Origin of the sequence: Psychroserpens sp. NJDZ02 (genome assembly GCF_004843725.1) — a bacterium.
Taxonomy (GTDB): domain Bacteria; phylum Bacteroidota; class Bacteroidia; order Flavobacteriales; family Flavobacteriaceae; genus Olleya.
In genome coordinates this window covers 61,799-86,522 of the sequence record NZ_CP039451.1, presented here as the reverse complement: position 1 = coordinate 86,522, position 24,724 = coordinate 61,799, and the positions used below count along the sequence as shown (strand labels likewise).

The 24,724-nt window shown below is 32.1% G+C and carries 24 protein-coding genes and 1 tRNA gene; 15 read left to right on the top strand and 10 right to left on the bottom strand.

All coding sequences use genetic code 11. The features are described 5' to 3' along the window. Positions 1-160 precede the first annotated feature (160 nt). Together E9099_RS00430 and E9099_RS00425 are read right to left on the bottom strand one after the other, a co-directional pair. Positions 161-1,189 (bottom strand): acyltransferase family protein, encoded by a 1,029-nt coding sequence (locus E9099_RS00430; protein WP_136581800.1) that lies wholly within the window; start codon positions 1,187-1,189, stop codon positions 161-163. 111 nt (positions 1,190-1,300) lie between these two features. Beyond that, complete coding sequence (locus E9099_RS00425; RefSeq protein ID WP_136581799.1) at positions 1,301-1,876, bottom strand: non-canonical purine NTP diphosphatase; 576 nt, start codon at positions 1,874-1,876, stop codon at positions 1,301-1,303. Positions 1,877-1,952: 76 nt separating this feature from the next. On the opposite strand from E9099_RS00425, the gene E9099_RS00420 reads away from it, so the two are divergent. Then, positions 1,953-2,141, top strand: coding sequence for a hypothetical protein (locus E9099_RS00420; RefSeq protein ID WP_136581798.1), 189 nt, complete (start codon positions 1,953-1,955; stop codon positions 2,139-2,141). Positions 2,142-2,219: 78 nt separating this feature from the next. Continuing rightward, positions 2,220-4,382 (top strand): prolyl oligopeptidase family serine peptidase, encoded by a 2,163-nt coding sequence (locus E9099_RS00415; protein ID WP_136581797.1) that lies wholly within the window; start codon positions 2,220-2,222, stop codon positions 4,380-4,382. A gap of 19 nt (positions 4,383-4,401) precedes the next feature. Here the strand turns inward: E9099_RS00415 and rlmH are convergent, their stop codons facing one another. Further along, entirely contained in the window at positions 4,402-4,875 is a 474-nt protein-coding gene (gene rlmH, locus E9099_RS00410; RefSeq protein WP_136581796.1) for a 23S rRNA (pseudouridine(1915)-N(3))-methyltransferase RlmH, read from the bottom strand. Positions 4,876-4,988: 113 nt separating this feature from the next. Here rlmH and nadC point away from each other — a divergent pair, with 113 nt between their 5' ends. The 4 genes from nadC to priA all read left to right on the top strand — a co-directional run bounded on the left by nadC (position 4,989) and on the right by priA (position 9,753). Beyond that, the gene (gene nadC, locus E9099_RS00405; protein WP_136581795.1) at positions 4,989-5,849 is read left to right on the top strand and encodes a carboxylating nicotinate-nucleotide diphosphorylase; all 861 of its coding nucleotides are present in this window, start codon (positions 4,989-4,991) and stop codon (positions 5,847-5,849) included. 63 nt (positions 5,850-5,912) lie between these two features. After that, on the top strand, positions 5,913-6,842 hold the full coding sequence (locus tag E9099_RS00400; protein ID WP_136581794.1) for a YihY/virulence factor BrkB family protein: 930 nt from the start codon (positions 5,913-5,915) through the stop codon (positions 6,840-6,842). A gap of 2 nt (positions 6,843-6,844) precedes the next feature. Further along, the gene (locus E9099_RS00395) at positions 6,845-7,264 is read left to right on the top strand and encodes a DUF2147 domain-containing protein (RefSeq protein WP_136581793.1); all 420 of its coding nucleotides are present in this window, start codon (positions 6,845-6,847) and stop codon (positions 7,262-7,264) included. A gap of 35 nt (positions 7,265-7,299) precedes the next feature. Further along, a complete protein-coding gene (gene priA / locus E9099_RS00390) occupies positions 7,300-9,753 on the top strand; it encodes a primosomal protein N' (RefSeq protein ID WP_136581792.1) in 2,454 nt (817 codons plus the stop codon). 191 nt (positions 9,754-9,944) lie between these two features. Here the strand turns inward: priA and E9099_RS00385 are convergent, their stop codons facing one another. Further along, on the bottom strand, positions 9,945-10,640 hold the full coding sequence (locus E9099_RS00385; protein ID WP_101018070.1) for a LytR/AlgR family response regulator transcription factor: 696 nt from the start codon (positions 10,638-10,640) through the stop codon (positions 9,945-9,947). 212 nt (positions 10,641-10,852) lie between these two features. On the opposite strand from E9099_RS00385, the gene rpsF reads away from it, so the two are divergent. The 7 genes from rpsF (at position 10,853) to hisS (ending at position 18,350) form a co-directional block, all read left to right on the top strand. Further along, the gene (gene rpsF, locus E9099_RS00380; RefSeq protein WP_101018071.1) at positions 10,853-11,191 is read left to right on the top strand and encodes a 30S ribosomal protein S6; all 339 of its coding nucleotides are present in this window, start codon (positions 10,853-10,855) and stop codon (positions 11,189-11,191) included. Positions 11,192-11,193: 2 nt separating this feature from the next. Beyond that, on the top strand, positions 11,194-11,490 hold the full coding sequence (rpsR, locus tag E9099_RS00375) for a 30S ribosomal protein S18 (RefSeq protein WP_101018072.1): 297 nt from the start codon (positions 11,194-11,196) through the stop codon (positions 11,488-11,490). A 13-nt stretch (positions 11,491-11,503) separates the two neighbouring features. Beyond that, positions 11,504-11,947: a 50S ribosomal protein L9 gene (gene rplI, locus E9099_RS00370; RefSeq protein WP_136581791.1), complete on the top strand. Its 444-nt coding sequence runs from the start codon at positions 11,504-11,506 to the stop codon at positions 11,945-11,947. A gap of 143 nt (positions 11,948-12,090) precedes the next feature. After that, entirely contained in the window at positions 12,091-15,237 is a 3,147-nt protein-coding gene (locus E9099_RS00365; RefSeq protein WP_136581790.1) for a carboxypeptidase regulatory-like domain-containing protein, read from the top strand. Between the two features lie 129 nt (positions 15,238-15,366). Beyond that, complete coding sequence (locus E9099_RS00360; RefSeq protein WP_136581789.1) at positions 15,367-16,272, top strand: glycerophosphodiester phosphodiesterase family protein; 906 nt, start codon at positions 15,367-15,369, stop codon at positions 16,270-16,272. 5 nt (positions 16,273-16,277) lie between these two features. Continuing rightward, positions 16,278-16,745 (top strand): DUF6495 family protein, encoded by a 468-nt coding sequence (locus E9099_RS00355; protein WP_136581788.1) that lies wholly within the window; start codon positions 16,278-16,280, stop codon positions 16,743-16,745. A 222-nt stretch (positions 16,746-16,967) separates the two neighbouring features. After that, positions 16,968-18,350: a histidine--tRNA ligase gene (gene hisS, locus E9099_RS00350; RefSeq protein ID WP_136581787.1), complete on the top strand. Its 1,383-nt coding sequence runs from the start codon at positions 16,968-16,970 to the stop codon at positions 18,348-18,350. 285 nt (positions 18,351-18,635) lie between these two features. Here hisS and E9099_RS00345 read toward each other — a convergent pair. Beyond that, a tRNA-Met gene (locus E9099_RS00345) sits at positions 18,636-18,709 on the bottom strand. Positions 18,710-18,851: 142 nt separating this feature from the next. Between E9099_RS00345 and E9099_RS00340 the strand changes: the two genes are divergently transcribed. Both E9099_RS00340 and E9099_RS00335 read left to right on the top strand, forming a co-directional pair. Beyond that, on the top strand, positions 18,852-19,238 hold the full coding sequence (locus E9099_RS00340; protein ID WP_101018077.1) for an START-like domain-containing protein: 387 nt from the start codon (positions 18,852-18,854) through the stop codon (positions 19,236-19,238). A 52-nt stretch (positions 19,239-19,290) separates the two neighbouring features. Beyond that, on the top strand, positions 19,291-20,133 hold the full coding sequence (locus tag E9099_RS00335; RefSeq protein ID WP_136581786.1) for an aminotransferase class IV: 843 nt from the start codon (positions 19,291-19,293) through the stop codon (positions 20,131-20,133). Here the strand turns inward: E9099_RS00335 and E9099_RS00330 are convergent. The 5 genes from E9099_RS00330 to E9099_RS00310 form a co-directional block, all read right to left on the bottom strand. After that, positions 20,130-20,690, bottom strand: coding sequence for a YqgE/AlgH family protein (locus E9099_RS00330; protein ID WP_136581785.1), 561 nt, complete (start codon positions 20,688-20,690; stop codon positions 20,130-20,132). The genes E9099_RS00335 and E9099_RS00330 overlap by 4 nt on opposite strands. Positions 20,691-20,811: 121 nt before the next feature. Further along, positions 20,812-21,084: an HU family DNA-binding protein gene (locus E9099_RS00325; protein ID WP_136581784.1), complete on the bottom strand. Its 273-nt coding sequence runs from the start codon at positions 21,082-21,084 to the stop codon at positions 20,812-20,814. A 192-nt stretch (positions 21,085-21,276) separates the two neighbouring features. Beyond that, positions 21,277-22,227: a methionyl-tRNA formyltransferase gene (fmt, locus tag E9099_RS00320; RefSeq protein ID WP_136581783.1), complete on the bottom strand. Its 951-nt coding sequence runs from the start codon at positions 22,225-22,227 to the stop codon at positions 21,277-21,279. After that, positions 22,224-24,125, bottom strand: coding sequence for an ATP-dependent DNA helicase RecQ (locus tag E9099_RS00315; RefSeq protein WP_136581782.1), 1,902 nt, complete (start codon positions 24,123-24,125; stop codon positions 22,224-22,226). Before E9099_RS00315 ends, fmt begins: the two co-directional genes overlap by 4 nt. Beyond that, positions 24,125-24,667: an AAA family ATPase gene (locus E9099_RS00310; protein WP_136581781.1), complete on the bottom strand. Its 543-nt coding sequence runs from the start codon at positions 24,665-24,667 to the stop codon at positions 24,125-24,127. Before E9099_RS00310 ends, E9099_RS00315 begins: the two co-directional genes overlap by 1 nt. Positions 24,668-24,724: the final 57 nt, after the last annotated feature.

Genomic DNA, 24,724 nt, shown 5'->3' with positions numbered 1-24,724 from the left:
TATTTTGATATTCAATTTTTTAATTAATAAAGTGCTAAAGTGTTCTAAAACAAATACATGGAAAGCTATTAATAGAGAAAGGTCAACTTTGATATTTTAATTACGTTAAATAATAAATGATGTATTTTTATTTAATGCAAAGAATTTTTTTTTAATAAACTTATAAAGTGTCAATAGTTGATTTTTTTTGTTTAGAAATAGTTGTAGGTTGACGTAGTTTATATATTTTTTTTATGAATTTCCCGGTTGGTTTCTCAATATATTTATTCAATAGAAAGGATAATCCTATTGTGAATATTATGGCAATAGTTATAGAGATTATAGGATGTATATCATATTGATATCCTTTTCTAATAATTATATATCCTATGTTTTGGTGTATTAAGTACAAGCTGTAAGATATAGTTCCGAGGAATATTAGTTTTTTGTTTCTTAGAAAGCTCATTTTGTTATTAACTGCTAAATATAAAATTATAGTAAAACAACTATAAATTATGAAGCTCTTAAACGAAAATATAAGTATTGTTATTAGAAGCGATAATGTTAAATTTACAAATGTAAAGGTGTTATGTTTTTTATTTGAAATTTTATAAAGACATATTCCAATACTGAAAAGGGCAAACCATTGGAACATTAATAGTTCTTTTACCTGTCGCGGTAAGTGTATAATTTTTAAATGAATTAAGGCGCTTAAAATTAGTGCGAAAAGGATAATAATATTTATTTTATGGAGTTTTTTTAGGCTTAAGATTACTAAAATCCATAAGTAAAACGTAAGCTCTACTTTTAAAGTCCAGTAAACTCCATCTACGCTTGGTATATCGAAATAATCATGAAACATTAGAAAATTTCCTATAAACGAAGGTAAATCGACAGCTCTTCCAGGTAATTCAAAAAAGCCAACAAATAAGAAGGTTAATATAACGGCAATCCAATATACTGGATATAAACGAGAGAAACGTGAGACAACAAAGTCTAAGGGTTTTTTTATACTATTTAAGGACCAAAAGATGACAAAACCACTAATTATAAAAAATAATTCGACACCATTTTTTCCATAAGCAAAAAATGCTCCGTCCATATTTGGATGTCCAAATAATTGATTGTATCTGAAAAAATAATGAAATAAAACCACAGAAATTGCAGCAATACCTCTTAAAGCATCTAATTCTTCTATTCTTTTTCTCATTTATGTATTAGTATAGTTTTTAATCAAAGACATGACTAATAAAACAGTTTACACGTTTATTAGTGATTTTATTAATTTGAATGGTAGTTTTTTTCTTTTTGGTACGAGTCGTTAAAGACTATTTAAATAAGCAACTAATTGTTGTACTGCTTTTCCGCGATGACCAATACTGTTTTTTTGTTCTAAATCCATTTGAGCAAATGTATTCTCAAACCCTTTTGCTTTAAAAATAGGGTCGTAGCCAAAACCTTTTTCGCCTTGTTTTGTAGTTGTTATTTCACCTTTACAAATTCCTGTAAACGTTTCCATTTTATTATTTATGTTTAAAGCGATAACGGTTTTAAATTGTGCCTTTCTATTATCTTTAGTCTTTAATTTCTCTAATAGTAAATTCATGTTATCACTATCATTACGTTGTGGTCCAGCATATCTGGCGCTAAAAACACCAGGCGCTCCATTAAGTGTTTCTACCTCTAAACCTGTATCGTCCGCAAAGCAATCGTAACCATAGTGCAGTTTTATGTATTCTGCTTTTTGGATGGCGTTGCCTTCTATATTGTCTTGAGTTTCTGGTACGTCTTCAAAACAACCAATATCTTTTAAGCTTAGTAGTTTTATATGACTTGGTATTAAGCTTTGGACTTCTTTGACTTTGTTTGAATTGTTTGTAGCGAAAACGAGTTGCATGAGATTGTTTTTGGTGCAAATTAATAATAACTTATAATGTTTGTAACAAAATAGACGTATTTATGTCTAATTAAGTATGAAAAAACTAATATTAATAAACGCAATTGTATGGGTTACTATTGTTTTGGTAGGTGCATGCCTTTTTAAAGGGAGCGAGAATTGGAACTACTTATTTGGTACTATATTGGTTGCTTTTTCTATTGTAAATGGTCTGATGACCAATCAAATGAGAAAAGATAAAAAGGAATGTGCAGGTTTGAAATAGTATAAAGTACTTTAGTAATTCTAAGTGTATTTTTAACAATTTAAGTACATTTGATACAAATATTTAAATTAATAATTAATGGTTCGATTTTTTATTATCACTTTAGTTTTAGGCGCATTAACAAGTGCAAATGCTCAAAAATCACATGATTACCCGGTTACGCCCAGAGATTCCACAGTTGATGTTTATTTTAATGATAAAATTTCAGACCCTTATCAATGGATGGAAAACTCTGAGGATGTTAGATTACCAGATTGGTTAGCTGAGCAGACTAAAATAACAGATAAAAATAAAAAACGATATACTAATTGGTGGGTTCTTAGAAATCAAATAGCAACCATGTATAATAGTGTTCGTACTAAAGAACTTTCGACTTATAGAGAAAAGGAAGATAGTTTAAAGAGTAAATATGAATTTGATTTTAAAAATGACAATTCAAACCGGGCACCTGACTTAACGTATAGAGTTAGAGGTCAAAAAAACTACAGACGATTAGTTAGGATTAAAGACTTTATGATAGATAAAGAGGATAATGTTGCTATAACAAATCGTTATTTAAATGAAGACGATAATTTAATAGCTGTCGAAATATCTCATAATGGAGGGGATTGGAGAGAAGTGTTCTTTTTTAATTTATTAACGGGAGAGCAATTAATAGACAGATTATCTAATTTAAGAGTGAGTAGCAATATAATCTGGCAAGGGAAGGATGTGATATATGATTCTTATAATAAAGCGGAACCGGGGAGAGCGCTTTTAGATAAGGCTACAGGTCAAAAATTATATTACCATAAATTAGGACAAAATCAGTCAGAGGATAAACTATTATATCAAAATGGAGATACTTCTGGAACCAATAGTTTTACTTATTTTAAGTTGAATGATAAGTTGTTTTTTAAGCATTATTATACGGTAAAAGGTACTATTTATAGAGCCTTATCTGTCGCTAATGTCAATTCGGAATCGTTTTATTTGACTAATTTTTTATTATATCCAAATTCGCCAGGACTTTATGTTAGCATAGAAGAACTTTTTGGTAATACAGCTATTTTAAATACAAACTGGGACGCTAGTAATGGTAGAGTTTTAGCTGCGGATATCACAGCATTAAATAAAGTCTCAGAATTAGTAGGAGAGTATGATATTTTATTATCTAAGGTTAATAAATTGGGTAAAGATAAAATAGCGTGTATCTATACTGATAAAGGAAAAAATATTGCTTTAATTTTCAATACGACAGGAGAATTATTGCGTAAAATCGATTTTCCAGAAGGAAAACAATTAAACTATTTTTACGAAAATGAAGACAGTGCAACGCATACCGATTTTTGCGTATCGTCGTTTTTTCATCCTAAGATATGGTATCAACTGACCTTGTCAGATTTAACTTTTAAACCAATTCAAGTGTTATCAGTTCCTTACAAAGTTGAAACCTTAGAAACTAGATATATTAACTACAAATCAAAAGATGGAACAGAAATACCTATGTACATTTCTTGTCTAAAAGACACTAAATTAGATGGTAGTAACCCAACGTTATTACGCGGTTATGGAGGTTATGGAACAACCATTGTTCCTAGTTTTGACGAGTCTTTAACCTTGTGGTTATTACATGGAGGTATTATTGCGGTACCTAACGTTAGAGGCGGTGGAGCAAAAGGAAGTGATTGGGGATTAGCAGGACGTAGATTAAACAAACAGGTTGCAATTGATGATTTTATTGCTGCTGCAGAATATCTTATATCTGAAAAATATACTAATACCAATAAGTTAGCTATTAATGGAGGATCTCATGGTGGTTTGTTAGTTGGGGCAGCCTATACACAAAGACCAGAACTGTTTAAAGCAGCCATCGCTCAAGCGGGGGCTTTTGATATGTTGCGTTTTTCTGAATTTACAGTAGGTTCTGTTAATACTAATTTAAATGAATTTGGTACACCAAGCATTGAAGAAGACTATTTAAATCTTAAATCATACTCACCATTACATAATATTAAAGACAATGTAAATTATCCTAATCTAATGTTAATCACAGGTAAGAATGACGATAGAGTGCCTCCGTTACATTCTTATAAGTTTTTAGCGACACTTCAAGAAAAAGGGAGTGATGAGTCGCTTTATAGTCTATTACTTATTGATGGGACAGGGCATGGAGGCGCCTTAAATAATAAGGATTTTGAAAAACTAACGTTATATAAATACGCTTTTCTTTTTGATCAATTAGAGGTTAAAATTGACTAATTAATTATGTCATTTAAGATTACCTATGATGATACGGTTCGTTCCGTAAAATTGTAAAACCACGATATAATTGCTCAATAACAAATAAACGAACCATTTGATGGGAAAATGTCATTTTTGATAATGATATTTTTCCTTGTGCTTTGGCATATACTTCAGGACTAAACCCATAAGGTCCTCCAATAACAAAAACAACTTGCTTGGCACCAGAATTCATGTGCTTTTGTAGGTAGTTAGAAAAACCAACGCTGTCAAATTGTTTCCCATTTTCGTCCAGTAATATTAAAACATCGGTCGGTTTTAGCTTATTTAAAATAAGTTCGCCTTCTTTTTGTTTCTGCTGGTCTTCACTTAGGTTTTTTACTTTTTTTAAATCAGGAATGATATCTAGATCAAAACCAATATAGAAACCTAAACGTTTAATATAATCGTCAATTAGCTGTTGTAATTGCTTATTGTCAGTTTTGCCTATGGCTAGAAGTTTTATAGTCATAGGCAAATTTACAATTTATGATATAAGATTCCTTAATATTTTCGTTTGAAAAATCATAAATCAAAATCGTTATTCAAAAATGTATTCTTATTTTTACATCAAATAATATACAAATGATAAGTCAAGCGCAATTTGATACAGAAATAGAATTAATTATTACCAATGCTATTAGAGAAGATGTTGGAGATGGTGATCATAGTTCATTATCTTGTATTCCTGCATCGGTACAAGGTAAAGCTAAGTTGTTAGTTAAGGACGAAGGTATTATTGCAGGAGTAGAGTTTGCTAAGCAGGTCTTTAGCTATGTAGATGCAGACCTGAAAGTGGAAACACTTATTGAAGATGGAAGCAGAGTTAAGTATGGCGATATCGTTTTTTACGTCACTGGAGCATCTCAATCTATTCTAAAAGCAGAACGTTTAGTGTTAAATGCTATGCAACGCATGAGTGCTATTGCAACAAAAACGAGACAGTTTGTAGATTTGTTAGAAGGTACAGGAACAAAGGTTTTAGATACACGTAAAACAACACCGGGAATTAGAGCTATCGAAAAATGGGCAGTTAAAATTGGTGGTGGAGAAAATCATAGGTTTGCATTATATGATATGATAATGCTTAAGGATAATCATATTGATTTTGCGGGAGGCATTACAAAAGCTATCGAAAAAACAAAACACTATTTAAAAGAGACCAATCGTGATTTAAAAATTATTGTTGAAGCTAGAGATTTAGACGAAATTAAAGAAATTTTGAAAACAGAGGGTGTCTACAGAATATTAATCGATAACTTTAACTATGAAGACACAAAAACAGCAGTTAAACTTATTGGAGACCAGTGTTTAACAGAAAGTTCTGGAGGAATTAATGAGGAAACCATCAGGGACTATGCTTTGTGTGGTGTTGATTTTATTTCGTCTGGTGCATTAACACATTCTGTTTATAACATGGATTTAAGTTTAAAAGCAGTAGATTAACCCACTGATATATCTTAAAGGTTATACTAAACAAAATATCGCGTAATCCAATTTATCTAATTAATGTCTCAAGCAATAGAAGAAAAGCTTAGTAAAATACCTGTAGTTAATCTTTTGGTTAAATTATTAGGTAAAGTAAAACTACCTGGTTTAGAAGGGTTGTCTTTATACGATTTAGTGGAGTTATACGTTATAGGTATAGCTAAAGGTGCCTTAACAGCTCGAGCAAGTGCCATTGCATATAGCTTTTTTATGGCATTGTTCCCTTTTTTGCTGTTTGTCATTATTTTTATACCACATATACCAATAGATGATTTTCAAACTGACTTTTTAGTCTTTTTAGAGTCTATCTTACCACCAACAACATCAGATTTTTTCTCTGATAATATATTTAGTAATATTGGAGGTAATCAAAACGGTAGTTTATTATCCTCTGTGTTTTTATTGTCTATTTTTTTAATGGCCAATGGTATTAATGCTTTGTTTTCTGGTTTTGAAAACTCGTATCACCAACAGTTAACACGTAGTGGGTTTAAGCAATATTTATATGCTTTAGGGATTGCTTTAATACTATCCTTTTTATTAATAGTCACAGTTGCTGTTTTGGGGTATTTTAATATCTATGTTATTGATAATTTGTCAGATCATGGTTATATTGCAAGACGTCAAGTTAATATTTGGAGTACTTTAGCGCAGTATGGTTTTTTTGTTATTATGGTATATTTGGCTACCGCAGTATTATATTACTTTGGGACAGCAGAAGGACGGTCGTCTAAGTTTTTCTCCGTAGGGGCATTATTTACTACGATTTTAATTTTGTTAACGTCCTTTTTATTCGGTATTTATATCGAGAATTTTGCACAATACAATGAGCTGTATGGTTCTATTGGTGCATTATTAATTTTATTATTTTATTTATGGCTTAACGCGAATATCTTATTGTTAGGATTCGAATTAAACATGTCTTTAAAACAACTTAGAAAAACTTTTTAAAAATGAAAAAAATTAGCTTTATTGTAATTATTATGTTATTCAGTTTTTCTGCTGGAGCACAAACTATTCTTGGACAATGGAAAACTGTGGATGATGAGACCGGTGCAAAAAAATCTATTGTAGAAATTTATAAAAAAGACGGAAAAGTCTTTGGTAAAATCATAGAGATTTTTGATGAGAAAAAACGCGCTAACCTTTGTGCAAAATGTGAAGGTGCCGATTATAATAAACCTGTTTTAGGTTTAGATATTATAAAAGACATGGTTAAAGACGACGAATACTATAAAGAAGGTACTGTTGTAGATCCACAAAACGGAAAGCTTTACGATTTACGATTAGGAGTAATGGAAGACGGAACACTTCAAGTGAGAGGTTATATCGGATTTTTCTATTCTACGCAATACTGGGAAAGAGTAAAATAACCCAGTAAATCAATAATCTACTCAACAAATACAATTTGCATTATATAGATGTTATACTTCCAATTCCTTTAGAAAACCGTTTTACGTATAGTATTACGGAAGCAGAAAGCGGTTTTCTAAAGATAGGGATGCGTGTGTCTATTCCTTTTGGTAAGACAAAAATCTATACAGGGATTGTTGCTGCTATCCATCAAACCAAACCTTTAATTTACGAGGCTAAGGAGATACATCAGATTTTAGATGATACGCCGATAGTAACACCTACACAGTTGCAATTATGGCAATGGATTGCAAAATACTATATGTGCACAGAAGGCGAAGTGATGCGCGCTGGATTACCCAATGCTTTTTTGCTTGAAAGCGAAACCATTATTAGTAAAAATGAAGCTTTAGAATTAGATATAAACGATTTAAAAGACGATGAGTATTTAATTTATGAAGCTTTACAGCATCAATCATCACTTAAAATTCAAGATATTTCTAAAATTTTGGATAAGAAAAGTGTGCTTCCCGTTGTTAAACGTTTAGTAGAAAAGGAAGCTATTATTTTAAATGAAGAAATCTACGACAAGTACAAGCCAAAATATGTTAGATATGTTAAGCTAACAGAAAGTTATACCTCTCCAGAAGCTTTAAACCAATTGTTGGGCGAGTTAAGCACTAGAGCAAAAAAACAACGTGATGTTGTTATGACTTTGTTTTCAATTTCGGCTAAGACTAAAAAGCCAGTTAAAGTATCAGATTTAGTAGCGGAAAGTAAAACGACCTCTTCGACAGTAAAAGCGTTAGTTGACAAAGGAATTTTAGAAGATTATCATATTCAAACGGATCGTGTGGTTTATGATGGTGAAGAAAATGAAGCCTCTAAAGCTTTAAACGAATTTCAAACGGAAGCTTTACAACAGATACACACCAATTTTGAAACCCAGAATGTAGTATTGTTACATGGTATAACATCTTCGGGTAAAACGGAAGTGTATGTCAAATTAATAGAGGATATAATTGCCAAAGGACAGCAGGTATTGTATTTGCTTCCAGAGATTGCATTGACGACACAGTTAGTGACGCGTTTGCAAAATTATTTTGGAGAGCAGGTCGCCGTGTTTCATAGTAAGTACTCAGCACATGAGCGTGTTGAGGTTTATAATCAAGTATTGAATAATTCAGCGAAAGCGAAAATAGTGTTAGGTGCGCGTTCATCTATATTTTTACCTTTTACTGATTTAGGATTAATTATTGTGGATGAAGAACACGAATCTTCTTTTAAGCAATTTGATCCCGCACCACGTTATCATGCACGAGATGCTGCAGTTGTTTTAGCATCGCTTTTTAAAGCAAAAACGTTATTAGGTAGCGCAACACCTAGTGTAGAAAGTTACTTTAATGCTCAGGAAAACAAGTATGGTTTAGTCGAAATTAATAGACGATATAATAATGTGCAGCTTCCAGATATCGAGTTGGTTGATATCAAAGATAAACAGAAGCGTAAAAAGATGAAAGGGCATTTTTCCGATCGATTAATCGAAGAAATGACAGAAGCTATTGCGGATGGTCACCAAGTTATTTTGTTTCAGAATAGAAGAGGGTATTCTCCAATTGTCGAGTGTAATACTTGCGGACATTCGCCGCAATGTCCTAACTGTGATGTTAGTCTAACGTATCATCAATACCGTAAACAATTACGTTGTCATTATTGTGGTTATAATAGTGCGATGCTTATCAAATGTCTTGCTTGTGGTACGCCAGGGTTAGATTCTAAAGGTTTTGGTACGGAGCAGATAGAAAGTGAGGTCAAACTTTTGTTTCCTGATCTTAAAGTGGGACGTATGGATTTGGATACGACACGGGGTAAGTTTGGTTACGAAAAGATTATAACCGCTTTTGAGCAACAAGAATTAGATGTATTAGTTGGTACGCAAATGTTAACTAAAGGACTGGATTTTAGAAATGTCAAGTTGGTTGGTATCATGAATGCGGATAATATGCTAAACTTCCCGGATTTTAGAGCACACGAACGTAGTTTTCAATTAATGCTTCAGGTGTCGGGTAGGGCAGGACGTACCAATAAACAGGGTAAAGTATTAATACAGACTTATAATCCATATCATAAAATATTGCAACAAGTCTCAACTAACGATTATGCTGGTATGTTTAAAGAGCAGTTGGAAGAGCGTTATAATTATAAATACCCACCGTATTACAGGTTAATAAAAATCACGTTAAAACATCGTGATTATAATAAGGTAGATATGGCTGCGGATTGGTTAGCAAAAGCATTAACGCAATTGTTTAAGCATAATGTGTTAGGACCAGAATTTCCGCCAATATCTAGAATACGTAACCAGTATCATAAAAACATCTTGATTAAGATACCGCAAGGACAGCCATTAGGTAAGACAAAAGAAGCTATTAGAAAAGTAAATGCTAGTTTTGGAGCTATTGGAGGTTTTAAGGGCGTTCGTGTTATTATAAATGTAGATAATTATTAGCGTTTAGGCTCGGCTTCCAATTATAGATAGCTTAAAAGATGTAATGCAACTTTATTTTTTTTGTAAGAACCTGTGTATTGTCTTAGATTATGTTGGTTTTCTTTTTTAATGACAATAAATAAATATAGAAACAAAAAATCCCACTTCAAAGAAGCAGGACTTATATTTATGGGGGTAAATTAGTGTCTTTTTTAAATGCTATTTAAAGCGTCTACTAATTGTGTTTTTTTGTTTCTACTTAATGGGATTTCGTAAGCACCGACTTCAACATTTTTACTGTTAAATCTATCTACTTTGTCTAGGTTAACAATGTAAGATTTATGGATTCTTAAAAATTTACCTTCTGGTAATTCACTTTCAAACGCTTTCATTGTGGATAACACAACAAGACTGGTATCTTCAGTTACTAATTTTACGTAGTCACCAAGGGCCTCAATCCATTTAATATCTCTAATATAAACTTTACGTTTTTTAAGATTACTTTTTACAAATATATGTTCTCCTTCTTCTTGATTGTAATCTAGTTTTAATTTATGGTGTTCTACAGCTTTATCCACCGCTTGACTAAAACGTTCTCTTGTAATAGGTTTTTGTAAATAATCAGTAGCATCGTAGTTAAATGCTTTAAATGCGTATTCTGTTTTACCAGTGACAAACACAATTTGTGGTTTGTTATTAAGTACGTCTAATAGCTCAAAACCATTCAATACAGGCATTTCAATATCTAAAAAGATAAGATCTACTTTGTGTGTGTTTAATCCGTTTTTAGTCTCTAACGCACTGCTGTATTCAGCAATCAAGTTCAGATGATTATTGTTTTCTATTAATTTTACAATAGAAAGTCTTTGTATCGCTGAATCATCAACTACTACACAATTTAATATCATAGTATTTGTATTATTATAGGTTAAGTTATCGACAATAGTACGAAAAATTCGGATAAAATCCAAAAAACATCGCTTAAACGTAAAAATTAACATTTAAATTCACTTGATTTTGACTTACTATTAAAGTCTAAATTATTTTAAAAAAGTATTTGTTTCATTGAATAAAAAGAATTACTTTTGCACTCATTTTTAACACAATAAATTAGATTTTTATGAATCATTATGAAGCTGTTTTCATCTTAAATCCCGTTTTATCTGAAACACAGATAAAGGAAACAGTACAGAAATACGAAGAATTTCTTGTAACTAGAGGAGCTAAGATGATATCAAAAGAAGATTGGGGGCTAAAGAAATTAGCTTACCCTATCCAAAACAAGAAAAGTGGGTTTTACCATTTATTTGAATTTCAAGTAGACGGAGAACACATTAATCCTTTAGAAGTAGAGTTTAGACGTGATGAGCGTTTTATGCGTTACTTAACTGTAGCTATGGACAAACATGCAGTGTCATGGGCGGAACGTAGAAGAGTTAAACTAAAACAAAAAGCGTAATTATGTCAAGTATAGAGCAACAATCAAAAGGAAAAAAAGAAGGAGAAATTAGATATCTTACTCCTTTAAATATTGAAACTAACAAACAGAAAAAGTATTGTCGTTTCAAGAAATCTGGTATTAAGTACGTAGATTACAAAGATGCAGATTGGTTATTAGGATTTGTTAACGCACAAGGTAAAATTTTACCAAGACGTTTAACAGGTACATCATTAAAGTATCAAAGAAAAGTGTCTGTAGCTGTAAAAAGAGCACGTCACTTAGCTTTAATGCCATATGTAGCAGATTTATTAAAATAAAAATATCATAACAATGGAACTTATATTAAAACAAGACGTTGAGAATTTAGGATTTAAAGACGATGTTGTAACGGTTAAGAACGGTTATGGTAGAAACTTTTTAATCCCTACAGGTCATGCAGTTTTAGCAACAAAATCTGCTAAAAAAGTATTAGAAGAAACTTTAAAGCAACGTGCTTATAAAGAAGCTAAAGAAGTGGAAGAAGCTAATGTAGTAGCGGAAGCTATTAAAGCTTTAGAAATAAAAATAGCAGCTAAAGTTGGTCAAGGAGACAAATTATTTGGATCTGTAAACAACATTAATGTTGCTGAAGCATTAGCTAAAGCAGGTCATTCACTTGACAAAAAATACATCTCTGTAACAACAGTGAAGCGTTTAGGTAAATATAACGCTGCTGTACGTTTACATAGATCAGTAAATGTAGATTTAGAATTTGAAGTTATTGCTCAAGCATAACTCTAAGTTGTTGTTAACAAAACGTTAATAAATTATATCTTAAAATTAAAGCCACTCTGAAAAGAGTGGCTTTTTTTGTTATATTTTTGTTAAATATTGTAGCTACACAATATTTAACACAACCAAAACAACAACACAACACAATGAAAAAAATTAATCTAATCATTACTTTACTGTTTTTTACTGTACTGAGTTTTGCTCAAGTCACAACGTCAAACATTAAAGGTCTTGTAGAAGACGACACTAATGTGCCATTACTTGGTGCTAACGTGTTAGCAGTTCATGGTCCAACAGGAACCAAGTATGGTGCTATTTCAAACTTTGATGGACGCTATAACTTATTAAACATGAGAGTTGGGGGGCCATACACGGTATCTATCACTTATGTTGGATTTAAAGAGCAAACATTTACTAACGTATATTTAACGTTGGGTAAAACAACAAATCTAGATGCTGTGATGAATAGTTCAGCAGAGTCTTTAGAAGAGGTTGTTATTACAGGATCAGCATCTGGGACTTTTGGTAGTGACAGAACAGGTGCAGAAACTAGTGTTGGAAGACGTGAATTAACAACGTTACCAACTATTTCTAGATCGGCAGCTGATTTTACAAGATTAGAACCTTCGGCTTCAGGAAACTCTTTTGGAGGAAGAAACGATCAGTTTAACAACTTTAGTCTAGATGGTGCTGTTTTTAATAATCCATTTGGATTGGATTCAGCAACTCCAGGAGGTCAAACAGATTCTCAACCAATTTCACTAGATGCTATCGAACAGATTCAAGTATCGTTAGCTCCTTATGATGTTACGTTATCTGGTTTTACAGGTGCAGCAGTTAATGCGGTTACAAAAAGTGGAACTAACGAATTTCATGGGACTGTTTATGGTTTTACTAGAAACGAAGACATGACCGGAGGACAGATAAAAGGCGAAGATGTTTTTCAAGCAGATTTAGAGCAAAATCAATATGGTGTTAGTATAGGTGGACCAATTGTAAAAAATAAATTATTCTTCTTTGCTAACTTTGAAAAGGACGAACGTTCTGATTTAGGGACCAATGGTTTTGCTCCTAATACTGGAAGTGGCGCAATTAACGAAACACGTGTTTTAGAGTCTGATTTATTAATCGTTCAAAATGCGTTATTAGATTTAGGGTATGATCCAGGACGTTATAAAGGCTTTAATTATGACTCTAATTCGACTAAAGGTATCTTTAAATTAGATTGGAACATAAATGATAATAACCGTTTAGCTGTAATTTATAATTTCTTAAATGCGTCTAAACAAAAACCAGCACATCCATCTGCATTAGGGCTTAGAGGTCCAAGCACAAATACATTACAATTTGAAAATACAGGTTACGAAATCAATAATAACATAAAATCTGTTCAAGTAGAATTAAATTCTACATTATCAGGTAATGTGACTAATAAGTTTCAAATGGGTTACACGCATTTTGATGATTATAGAAATGCATTATCAACACCAGCTCCTACCATAACTATCACAAATGGTGGGTCTAACTATATTATTGCAGGGCATGAACCTTTTTCTATTAATAATACATTGGATCAAAAGGTCTTTCAATTTTCAAATAACCTTAATTACGTAGAAGGTGATCATACGTATACTATTGGTTTCTCTTATGAGAAATTTCAGTTTGATAACTCTTTTAACTTAGGTGCTTACGGTGCGCAAGGGGTGTTTTTTCCAACGACAACAATGGCAGATTTTCAGAACTTTGCAGATTCAGGGCAATTACAAACCTTATTTGACGAGGCAGCTGCTGCAAATGCAAGCTTAGCAGCAAATGGAGCTGGCGTTGCTGGTGGTTGGACTTTAGCTGAAACAAATGTGGGTCAATTAGCATTTTATGTTCAAGATGAATGGAATGTTACAGAAAACTTTAAGTTAACATATGGTGTTAGATTTGATAAGCCATTGTTCTTTGATTCTTCTTCAAAAGCACAAGATGTTATTGATAGAGCATGTTGTTATGCACCAGATACAGAATATGTAAATCCTAACACAGGAGAAACTGTGTTTTTAGATAACACTAAAATGCCATCAAATAAAGTGTTAATCTCGCCAAGAGTAGGGTTTAATTATGATGTAAAAGGAGATAATAGTTTTCAAGTGCGTGGAGGAACAGGTTTATTTACAGGTCGTTTACCATTTGTATGGTTAGGTAACCAAATAGCTAATCCAGAAGCATCCTATTATCAAGTAGTAGATCCAAATTTTAAATTTCCTCAAGTATGGAGAACAAATATTGGAACAGATTACCGATTTGATAATGGTATAGTGGCAACAGGGGATATCTCTTATACAAAAGATATTAATGGCGCGCATGTACAAAACTGGGGCTTACGTAATCCTTCAGGAATTTTAAATGCACCAGGAGATACTAGAGCAATCTATACGTTAGGAGATAAATTAAGTAATAATGCCTATGTTTTTACAAACTCAAACAAAGGTCGTGTTTGGAACTTTACAGCTAAAGCTCAAAAAACATTTGATAATGGCTTATATACCAGTGTAGCTTATAACTATTTAGATTCTAAAGATGTTAATTCTATTGAAGCAGAAATCACAGGAGATGCTTTTAATTTTAATCCCGTAGTTGGTAATGCAAATAATGATGTGTTATCAGATTCTAAGTATGGGGACACACACCGTTTTATTGGTGTTGCTAGTAAAAAATTCACTTATGGTAAAGATAAATGGGCAACTACAATATCTACATTCTTTGAGTATGCGCAAGGTGGACGTTTTAACTATACGTACGGTGGAGATTTAAACGGGGACGGTTCTGTCTTAAACGATTTACTTTACGTGCCTACGACTGCAGAAGTACAAGAGATGCAATTTACGGGAGCAGGACAAGCAGAGGCTTTTGAATCTTTTATCCAACAAGATGATTATTTAAGTGATCGTCGTGGGGACTATGTAGAGCGTTACGGTGCTTTAGCGCCTTGGAGAGGGCGTTGGGATCTTAAATTATTACAGGACTATAAGTTTAATGTAGGTGGTGGTAAAACTAATACAATACAATTTAGTGTTGATATATTAAATGTTGGGAACTTATTAAATAGTGATTGGGGGGTAGTACAACAACCAGCAAGTGTACAGCCAATAGGATTGTTAAGTGATGATTATGGTGTCGTAATCTTAGATGCTAATGGAACACCTACTTATGAGTTTACTGGAGATGTGCAAGAAACGTTTACTTACAACACAAGCTTATTATCAAGATGGCAAGCACAATTTGGAGTTAGATACATTTTCTAGTCCATACGTCATAGATATTTTTTAAATTTGCGCTCCCTAAAAGGAGCGCATTTTTTTTTCAACTTACTTTTAGACTTAAAACATTTTTGTATTAATTTTTTATTAAACCGCTTTCGCGGAAATCAAGCCATGAAACATTTATATTTAGTATTACTTTTAATAGGACTTGTGTCTTGCAAGAAGCAGCCGTCTAAAGTTCCAAAGACTACAGAAACTAAAGAAGTAGAAGTCGTATCAGAAAAACAATCGGCCTTAATTGAAGCTTTTAAATACACCCCAGACCAAGAAGTTATAATAAGTGTGCATAGAGGCGGAAAAGGCTTAAAAAACTATCCTGAAAACTGTTTAGAGACCTTAAAATATATTAACGATAGTATTCCTGCTATTTACGAAATTGATATTGCGCAAACTAGAGACAATGTTTTAGTCTTGATGCATGATAATACATTAGAACGTACGTCAACAGGAACAGATAAATTAAATAAATATACATATGAAGAGCTGCAAGCTTTTAATCTTGAAGATGATTATGGTAATGAAACTACATTTAAAATACCAGCGTTAAAGGATGTGTTACTTTGGGCTATAAAGAATAATGTAATACTAACTTTAGATAAGAAAAGAAGTGTGTCTTTTGATGCCATCGTCGCATTGGTAAAACAAGTAGAGGCAGAGGATGTTTCTATAATTATTACTTATGATATGGAACAAGCAACTGAAGCTTACAAATTAGCGCCAAATTTATTGTTATCGGTGTCTGCTAGAAATCAAAAAGAATTAGATTGGCTATTACACTCCAACATACCAACACAAAATATGTTGGCGTTTACAGGTACAAAATTAGCGCCAGTTGAATTTTATAAAACGGTCCAATCACATGGTATTAAAACAATGCTAGGGACTTTAGGAAACTTAGATAAACAAGCCGAAGCAAAAGGAGAATTACCATACACTATTTGGAAAGATAAAGGGATAGATCTTTTTGCAACAGATAGACCTTTTGAAGTGGCTAAAGTATTAAACATTAAGAAATAGAGAAGATGAAGTATTCTAGATTAACAAAAGAACAATTTGAAGAATTACATAAAGAGTTTATAAACTTTTTAGCAACACAGACTATTACAGCAGACGAGTGGACTAATTTAAAAGCTAATAAACCAGAATTAGCAGAAGTAGAATTGGATATTTTTAGTGATTTAATTTGGGAAGGTGTTTTAAATCAGACAAAGTATTTAGAGCATATTTCGCCTAAAGACATTCATTTGTTTGCTTTAAATGAGGACCATATGCATTTAATTGGTATCAAAGTAAAAACAGATCAAGATTTAACAACTACTGAAGGTTTTAATTGGTTGCGAGAAAACTTAATGCATGATGATGTCGAGTTTGTACAAGCCAAAAAAGACTACACAGAAGATAAAAACTTAGATAAGTTTACACTTATAGAGCAGGGCGCAAATATTACAAAAGGACAGTTATATAATTATATGGCTAAACTTATTAATTAAAACCTTTATGTATCGGCAGTAATCCAGCATTAAAGCCATTCATTCCAATTTGTAATTTCTGTAAAAAAAAGAATTGTAGACAACGGTTTTAAAGTTTAAATTATCGTCTAAAAGCTTTCAAAGACAACAGTATTATATATTTTTGTCAAGCCTACTTTGATAGGTGTTATTTTAAAATTAGAAGTAATCATTAAAAATAATTCTGCTTTAGCAGAAAATATTATGGCACAAAAACCAAGCATACCAAAAGGAACAAGAGATTTTAATCCAGAACAAGTCGCAAAGCGTAATTATATTTTTAGTATAATTAAGTCTAGATTTGAACGTTTTGGGTTTCAACCTATAGAAACACCAAGTTTTGAAAACTCGGATACCTTGATGGGTAAATATGGTGAAGAAGGTGATCGCTTGATTTTTAAAATTTTGAATTCTGGTGATTATTTGTCAAAAGTAAACGAGGCGTTATACTCGGAAAAAAATTCAAATAAAATAACAGCTAAAATTTCAGAAAAAGCATTGCGCTACGATTTGACGGTACCATTTGCAAGATATGTGGTACAACATCAAAACGATATAGAGTTTCCTTTTAAGCGTTATCAAATGCAACCCGTATGGCGTGCAGATAGACCTCAAAAAGGACGTTTTAGAGAGTTTTATCAATGTGATGCAGATGTAGTAGGAAGTGATAGTTTATGGCAGGAGGTCGAGTTTGTGCAATTGTATGACGAAGTATTTACGGCTTTAAAACTAGAAGGTGCAACTATTAAAATTAATAACCGTAAAATCTTATCTGGTATTGCTGAGGTTATTGGAGCAAGTGATAAGCTAATTGATTTTACTGTAGCGTTAGATAAATTAGATAAAATAGGGGAAGAGAAGGTTAAAGAAGAAATGCTTGGTAAAGGTATTTCTGAAGAAGGGATTGCTAAATTACAACCGTTGTTTACTTTAACAGGTGATTTTGGTACGCAAATAGAGAGTTTGAAATCTATCTTATCCACGTCTGAAGAAGGACAAAAAGGGATTGAAGAATTAGATTTTATTAATACCGCAATTTCTACTTTAGGCTTAAAATCAGCTAAGTTACAATTAGACGTTACCTTGGCAAGAGGCTTAAATTATTATACAGGTGCTATTTTTGAAGTGTCTGCACCAGAAGGTGTCGCTATGGGATCTATTGGAGGCGGTGGTCGCTATGATGACTTAACGGGGATTTTTGGACTTAAAAATGTTAGTGGTGTCGGAATTAGCTTTGGTTTAGATCGTATTTATTTAGTTTTGGAAGAGTTAGGTTTATTTCCTGAGACAATTACAAAATCGACAGAAGTCTTATGTGTCAACTTTGGAGATACCGAAGCGTTGTTCTGTTTGAAAGCTGTAAAGGCATTAAGAGAAGCAGGAATAAATGCCGAATTGTACCCTGATAAAATTACAAACGGTAAGCACATGAAGAAACAAATGAATTATGCTAACAAGCGTAATATCCCATTTGTTGTTTTAGTAGGAGAGGAAGAATTAAATAATAATCAATTCACTTTAAAAAATATGGTGTCAGGAACTCAAGATACGGTGGACCTAGAGACTATGATTTCTATGTTGAAATAGCATATTTTATTTATACAGGACAAAAAAAAGCCAAAACTAACGTTTCGGTTTTTTTTTATATATCCCATTTTATGTAAAAAAAATGTCGTGTGTAATTAATGTTTTAGACTGGTAATTTAGGTGTAGACGTTTCGTTTTGTAAATAATAATACACGGATCAAATTAAATAAAAAGACTTCAAAAATGTTTTTTTAAATATAGTCTTATGATATACAGTGTATTGTGTAGATAAGGAGAGTCGAGTTTAAGCAAAAAAAAAGACTTACAATTGTAAGTCTTTTTTAGTAGCGAGAACGGGGCACGATCCCGTGACCTCTGGGTTATGAATCCAACGCTCTAACCAACTGAGCTACCTCGCCATAATTTTGAGAGTGCAAATATATAAACAATATTAGAGTTGACAAACAATTTTGTAAATAAAAATTTTTATTTAATTTTTTTTCTAAACTTATTAATTAATGTATATATTGAACATTATAAAAATAACAAGATTAGAATTAAATGGAAGATAAAATTAAGTACGAAATGGAGTTTGTTGTTCACGCGTCTCCATCATTACTATACCAATATATTTCTACGCCTTCAGGGTTATCAGAATGGTTTGCAGATAATGTGAATTCTAGAGGAGAGTTGTTCAAGTTTATCTGGGACGGTTCTGAGGAACAAGCTAAATTACTGACTAAAAAATCAGGAGAGCGTATTAAATTTAAATGGTTGGTAGATGAAGAGGCTCCATATTTTTTTGAAATTAAGATACAAGTAGACGAGATCACTAAGGATGTGTCCATTATTATTACAGATTTTGCTGAAGAAGATGAGGTGGAAGAAGCTAAAATGCTTTGGACTAATCAGATTTCTGATTTAAAACAAGTCATAGGTTCTGCTTAAAAATAAATACATTTAAAGTATATTTGTCCCATTGAAAAATGGGACTTTTTTTATGATAAATTTTAACGGTAAACTTCAAGAAAATAATATAGTAATTTCTAATAATAATCGTGGCTATTCTTACGGCGATGGGCTTTTTGAAACTATAAAAGCAGTACATGGTAAGTTATTGTTTTTTGAAGATCATTATTTTAGGTTAATGGCTTCGATGCGTATTTTACGTATGGAAATACCTATGAACTTTACAATGGAGTATATTGAGGAGCAGATAAAGCAAACCTTAGATGCTAATAATCTATTAGAGCAGTCAGCGCGTGTTAAAATACAAATTGATAGAGTAGAAGGTGGTTTGTATTTACCGGAGTCTAATGATGTTAATTTTATGATTAGCGTTAAGACAATCGATGCAGATTTTTATCTTTTAAATGAAACTAAATACGAAGTAGATTTATATAAAGACCATTACTTATCGCCAAGTTTAATATCCACTCTTAAAACTAACAATAAAGTAGTAAACGTTATTGGTAGTATTTATGCTAAGGAAAATAAGTTAGATAGCTGCTTACTTATTAACACAAACAAAAGTGTTGTTGAGGCCTTAAGTGGTAATTTGTTTTTAGTAAAAGGAAACACTATAAAAACGCCTCCTTTATCAGATGGGTGTTTAAAGGGAGTTTTAAGAAAGCAATTACTAGAAATCATTAAGCTAATTCCGGAATATAACTTAGAAGAAACATCCATCTCTCCTTTTGAGTTGCAAAAAGCAGACGAGTTATTTACAACCAATGTTATAAAAGGAATACAACCTATAACTAAGTATAGAAAAAAACAGTTTAAAAATGAAGTCTCAAAAATGTTATTGCAAAAATTGAATGTAAAAGTAAGATTAGGCTAATTGTAACTTGGGTTTTCTGGTGCATTAGACCAGATAGAATAATCTCCACCAAGTTCTACCATTTTATCTTTCCAGAAACTTTCATAACTTTTTTCTATGATATCTTTCTTATAGGTGTTTTTAGTAACCACCCAGGCGTTAGATTTTAACTCCGTTTCTAATTGGTTGCTATCCCATCCTGAATAGCCTAAAAAGAATTTAATATCTTTTGCTGTTATTTTTTGCTCTGCTATAAGCTTGGCAACGACACTAAAATCACCACCCCAAAATATCCCTAAAGAAATTTCGACGCTATTTGGTATTAAATCAGGGCGTTTATGTATAAAATAAAGGTTATCCTGTTCAACAGGGCCGCCATTATAGACTTTAAAAGACGCGTCTAATTCTGGGATTAGGTCACTAATATTGTAATTTAAGGGCTTGTTTAATATAAAACCAATAGCGCCTTCTTTATTATAATCTGTTAAAAGTACTATGGATCTATTAAAAGACATATCTCCTATAATGGAAGGCTCAGCAATTAACAAGTCACCTTTTTGTGGTTTGGTTGTAGTCATTTTTAAAAGGATTTGTTTTTTAAATGTAGCATTAATTTTGTTAAAAAACAATATTATCAGTGATATAAAATAAAAAAAGCCTTCATTACTGAAGGCTTTTTTAAAATATCTTAAACAAATACTAGTTAACAGCATTTGCTAAATCAGAACCAGCTTTAAACTTAACAACGTTTTTAGCTTTAATCTGAATAGTTTTTCCAGTTTGTGGATTTCTTCCGTCTCTAGCAGCTCTTTTAGATACTGACCAAGAACCAAAACCTACTAAAGAAACTCTATCACCTTTTTGTAAAGCTCCTTCGATTTCAGTTAACGCACATTCTAAAGCTTTCTTTGAAGCTGCTTTAGTAATTCCTGCGTGTTCTGCCATAGCATCGATTAAATCTGTTTTGTTCATAATTTTAATTTTTATTATTAATAAATTGTTGATTAACAGTTTTTGTTAAATCCTTTTACAAATTTATACGGATTATGCTACTATGCAAGTAATAGCAAGGGAAATGCGTTGATTTGTTAATAACTTTCGGCATTTGTTAATAAAGAGGACTCTTTTTTAGTGTTTTATAACAATATCAATGATAATAAGGGTTTAGCGCAGTTTTGCATCTTCTTCAAAACGATAACCGTTTAAAAGTGATTTAACATCCATGTTGCGTTTTCCTGGTAGTTTTAAATCTAATATTTTTATAAAGCCTTCTTTTACAGCAACCTTAAGTGTTGATTTGTCACTAATAATTGTTCCTGTTTCTAAGGTGTGTGTGTCTATTTCTTTTTCAGCTTTATAAATTTTGATATCTAAGACGTCGTTATTATTAACTAATTCGCACCAAGCAGCTGGATACGGGCTTAAACCTCTGATTTTGTTGTATATATTATCGATAGTGTCAGAAAAATCTATTTTGCAATTGTCTCTGTCCAACTTATAAGCTGTTCTAATTACGGCATCTTCTGGCTGAGGTGTTGTTTTAACAGCGCCTGTTTCAATAAGTTTAATGGTGTCTATAACTAGGTCACTTCCAATAGTCATTAATTTGTCATGTAAACTTCCCGCGTTTTCAGAAGGATCTATAGCAATGTCTTGTTGTAAAATCATTTCACCGGTATCAATTCTTTCATCAATAAAAAAAGTAGAGACCCCTGTTTTTGTTTCACCATTAATAATAGCCCAGTTAATCGGAGCAGCACCACGGTAGTTGGGTAATAAAGAGGCATGAAGGTTAAAAGTACCATGTTTAGGCATGTCCCAAACCAATTTAGGTAACATTCTAAAAGCGACAATAATTTGAAGGTCTGCTTCAAGTGCTTTTAAGTCTTCTAAAAAATCAGGATTTTTTAAATTGGTTGGCTGTAGTATATTTAAACCTTTGTCTTTGGCAAATACTTTTACCGCAGATTCGTTTAATTTACGACCACGTCCTGCTGGTTTATCTGGAGCGGTAATAACACCAACGACATTATACTTGTGATCTAAAATAGTTTTTAGGGTGGTTACAGCAAAATCTGGCGTTCCCATAAATACAATCTTTATAGCTTTATTCATATGTGTTTTAATTTGTAGCTATTGGTGTTTGTGATCACTATTATGTCATCTTCCAATAGGGTTTTTAAGGTGTTATTGATATCAATCTCAGTAAACGGTAATACTTTAAATAAATCTTTAGAGTTTTTTGCACCAAACTCTAAGGTTTCAATTATCTTGTTTTTTACGGTTTTATAATCTGTTTTAGGTTTCGCTTTCGCGGAAACACAAACACTACAAATCCCACAAACATTGACATCCTTTTCGCCAAAGTAAGTTAGCAATTGTATGCTTTTGCAAATTTGATCATTATTAACGTAATCTAAGACAGCTTTGACTTGTTTTTGTTTTAACGTGTTTTGTTGTTTTATAATAGTCGCGATACGGTTTATTGTTTTTTCGTCCTCGCGAGGTTCAATAAATGTAATCTGTGCATCCGTTTTATTAGATATAAGAGAGATGATTTCGTCTTTTTCTAATTGCTCTAAAATGGAGATTAATCTAAATTCCTTTACGGAAGCTTTATCAGAAATTAATGTACTATTTATTTTTGTGCTGTGTTCAAAAATCCCACCGTATGTTCTTAAGACCGATTTTATTACGATTTCAAAATCTTTATGAGATTCTAAATATTTAAATAACGCATTGCTGGATACTAAAAATTGGACTTCAATACGCTTGTTAAACTGTTTGCTTAAGGTAATAATACTGTTATTGTCTAAAATGTTTAATGTATTGTAAGTCGTAACGGTATTAAACTTATAGGTTTTACAAAATTCATTGAAATTAAAATCAAAGGTTTGATAAGCGCCTTCGCCATAAGAGACTTGAAAATAACTACATAGTTTTCTATACACTATTTTGACATAGTCTACCGTTGGTAAAACTTTTAAAAATTGATTGTGTAATGCATTATCGTCATTTTTGTTTTTTAAAATAACAGCATAGGCTTTATTTTCATCACGTCCAGCACGTCCAGCTTCTTGAAAGTAACTTTCTATACTATCTGGTAAGTTAATATGTATGACCGTTTTCACATCAGATTTATCAATTCCCATTCCAAAAGCATTGGTGGCTACCATAACTTGCTTTTTGTTATTTATCCAATCATTTAAATGGTCATCTTTAATCTTATTATTTAATCCACCGTGATAATAGGTGCTAGTAATATTTTTTTGTTCTAAATATTGTGTGATTTCAAGTGTCAGCCGTCTATTTCTAACATAAATAATAGAGGGTTGTGGATTTTTTTTTAATATAGCTTCTAATCTAAAGTATTTGTCCTCTTCAGTAAAGACCATATACGCGATATTAGGTCTATAAAAGGACTGCTTAAAAACCTTAGGACTAATAAAATCAAGTTCTGTTATAATATCCTGAACAACTTCTGGCGTGGCACTAGCAGTTAAGGCTATGACATTAACTGTTGGATGTAATTGACGTAAGATATTTATATTTTTATAAGCAGGTCTAAAGTCGTTTCCCCATTGACTAATACAGTGGGCTTCATCCACTGCAATAAGGTTAACATTCATTTGTCTAATACGATCTTGTACTAGCTCTTGCTGCAACCGTTCTGGCGACAGGTATAAAAATTTATAATTTCCGTAAATACAATTGTCTAAAAGGGTATCAATTTCCCTATTTGGAATACCACTGGTTAAAGCCAATGCTTTTATTCCTTTATTTTGAAGCGCACTAACTTGGTCTTTCATTAATGCAACTAATGGTGATATAACAATGCAAATGCCTTCTTTAGCTAAAGCAGGAATTTGAAAACACACACTTTTACCACCACCAGTGGGTAGTAAAGCAAACGTATCTTCGTTATCAATCACCGCATTTATAATCTCTTCTTGCAGAGGTCTAAACGCTGTAAATTTCCAATAACGTTCTAATATGTTTATGGGGTGCGTCATTATAAGGCTTTAACCACGTCTAATATATGTTGCGCTCTAGTCTCAATACTACCAAAAGGAACATCTTGCAAGTTATAATCGTATTTTTCGTAACTTTTTAATAGATTTTGATGTATAATTTTAGCTTGTTCAAAGCTTTCATAACGTACGGCATCACTTTTATAAATTTCTTGCCATGGGGCTAAAATAAAGACGTAGTCGTAAGTGTTGTCAATACAGGATTTAGTAAATTTTTCAGGATAGTCTTCCTTAGCATAGTCCATGTATGCCACAACGTCAGGTACACCTCTGTCCAAAAACACAAACTCGCTAGTACTATTAACAGCGTCTACGTACTGTTGTTCTCTTCCTTTTAATAATAACTCACTAAATAATAAAGGTTCAGTCAAAAACATTTGTTCAATCCCTTTTTCTCTTGCTTCAAGTGTGACTTGACGAGATATTTCTTCGTAGCAGGTGTAGCCTCGTTTTGTTAATTCGTCAATAATTGCTGACTTTCCTGTACTTGGGCCTCCGGTAATAACTATTTTTTTTGCTTTCAATTGAAATTAATTTATGTGTAAAAATCCGAAATTAATTCATTAAAAAAAAATATAAAC

Bases quoted from the DNA above. Each gene is read 5' to 3' on its own strand.
- rlmH (WP_136581796.1), bottom strand. From the start codon at position 4,875: ATGACTATAAAACTTCTAGCCATAGGCAAAACTGACAATAAGCAATTA.
- E9099_RS00385 (WP_101018070.1), bottom strand. From the start codon at position 10,640: ATGATATTAAATTGTGTAGTAGTTGATGATTCAGCGATACAAAGACTT.
- E9099_RS00360 (WP_136581789.1), top strand. From the start codon at position 15,367: ATGAAACATTTATATTTAGTATTACTTTTAATAGGACTTGTGTCTTGC.
- E9099_RS00430 (WP_136581800.1), bottom strand. From the start codon at position 1,189: ATGAGAAAAAGAATAGAAGAATTAGATGCTTTAAGAGGTATTGCTGCA.
- E9099_RS00415 (WP_136581797.1), top strand. From the start codon at position 2,220: ATGGTTCGATTTTTTATTATCACTTTAGTTTTAGGCGCATTAACAAGT.
- E9099_RS00425 (WP_136581799.1), bottom strand. From the start codon at position 1,876: ATGCAACTCGTTTTCGCTACAAACAATTCAAACAAAGTCAAAGAAGTC.
- E9099_RS00420 (WP_136581798.1), top strand. From the start codon at position 1,953: ATGAAAAAACTAATATTAATAAACGCAATTGTATGGGTTACTATTGTT.
- E9099_RS00400 (WP_136581794.1), top strand. From the start codon at position 5,913: ATGTCTCAAGCAATAGAAGAAAAGCTTAGTAAAATACCTGTAGTTAAT.
- E9099_RS00330 (WP_136581785.1), bottom strand. From the start codon at position 20,690: ATGACTACAACCAAACCACAAAAAGGTGACTTGTTAATTGCTGAGCCT.
- rplI (WP_136581791.1), top strand. From the start codon at position 11,504: ATGGAACTTATATTAAAACAAGACGTTGAGAATTTAGGATTTAAAGAC.
- fmt (WP_136581783.1), bottom strand. From the start codon at position 22,227: ATGAATAAAGCTATAAAGATTGTATTTATGGGAACGCCAGATTTTGCT.
- E9099_RS00325 (WP_136581784.1), bottom strand. From the start codon at position 21,084: ATGAACAAAACAGATTTAATCGATGCTATGGCAGAACACGCAGGAATT.
- hisS (WP_136581787.1), top strand. From the start codon at position 16,968: ATGGCACAAAAACCAAGCATACCAAAAGGAACAAGAGATTTTAATCCA.
- rpsF (WP_101018071.1), top strand. From the start codon at position 10,853: ATGAATCATTATGAAGCTGTTTTCATCTTAAATCCCGTTTTATCTGAA.
- E9099_RS00340 (WP_101018077.1), top strand. From the start codon at position 18,852: ATGGAAGATAAAATTAAGTACGAAATGGAGTTTGTTGTTCACGCGTCT.
- E9099_RS00335 (WP_136581786.1), top strand. From the start codon at position 19,291: ATGATAAATTTTAACGGTAAACTTCAAGAAAATAATATAGTAATTTCT.
- nadC (WP_136581795.1), top strand. From the start codon at position 4,989: ATGATAAGTCAAGCGCAATTTGATACAGAAATAGAATTAATTATTACC.
- E9099_RS00315 (WP_136581782.1), bottom strand. From the start codon at position 24,125: ATGACGCACCCCATAAACATATTAGAACGTTATTGGAAATTTACAGCG.
- rpsR (WP_101018072.1), top strand. From the start codon at position 11,194: ATGTCAAGTATAGAGCAACAATCAAAAGGAAAAAAAGAAGGAGAAATT.
- E9099_RS00365 (WP_136581790.1), top strand. From the start codon at position 12,091: ATGAAAAAAATTAATCTAATCATTACTTTACTGTTTTTTACTGTACTG.
- E9099_RS00355 (WP_136581788.1), top strand. From the start codon at position 16,278: ATGAAGTATTCTAGATTAACAAAAGAACAATTTGAAGAATTACATAAA.
- E9099_RS00395 (WP_136581793.1), top strand. From the start codon at position 6,845: ATGAAAAAAATTAGCTTTATTGTAATTATTATGTTATTCAGTTTTTCT.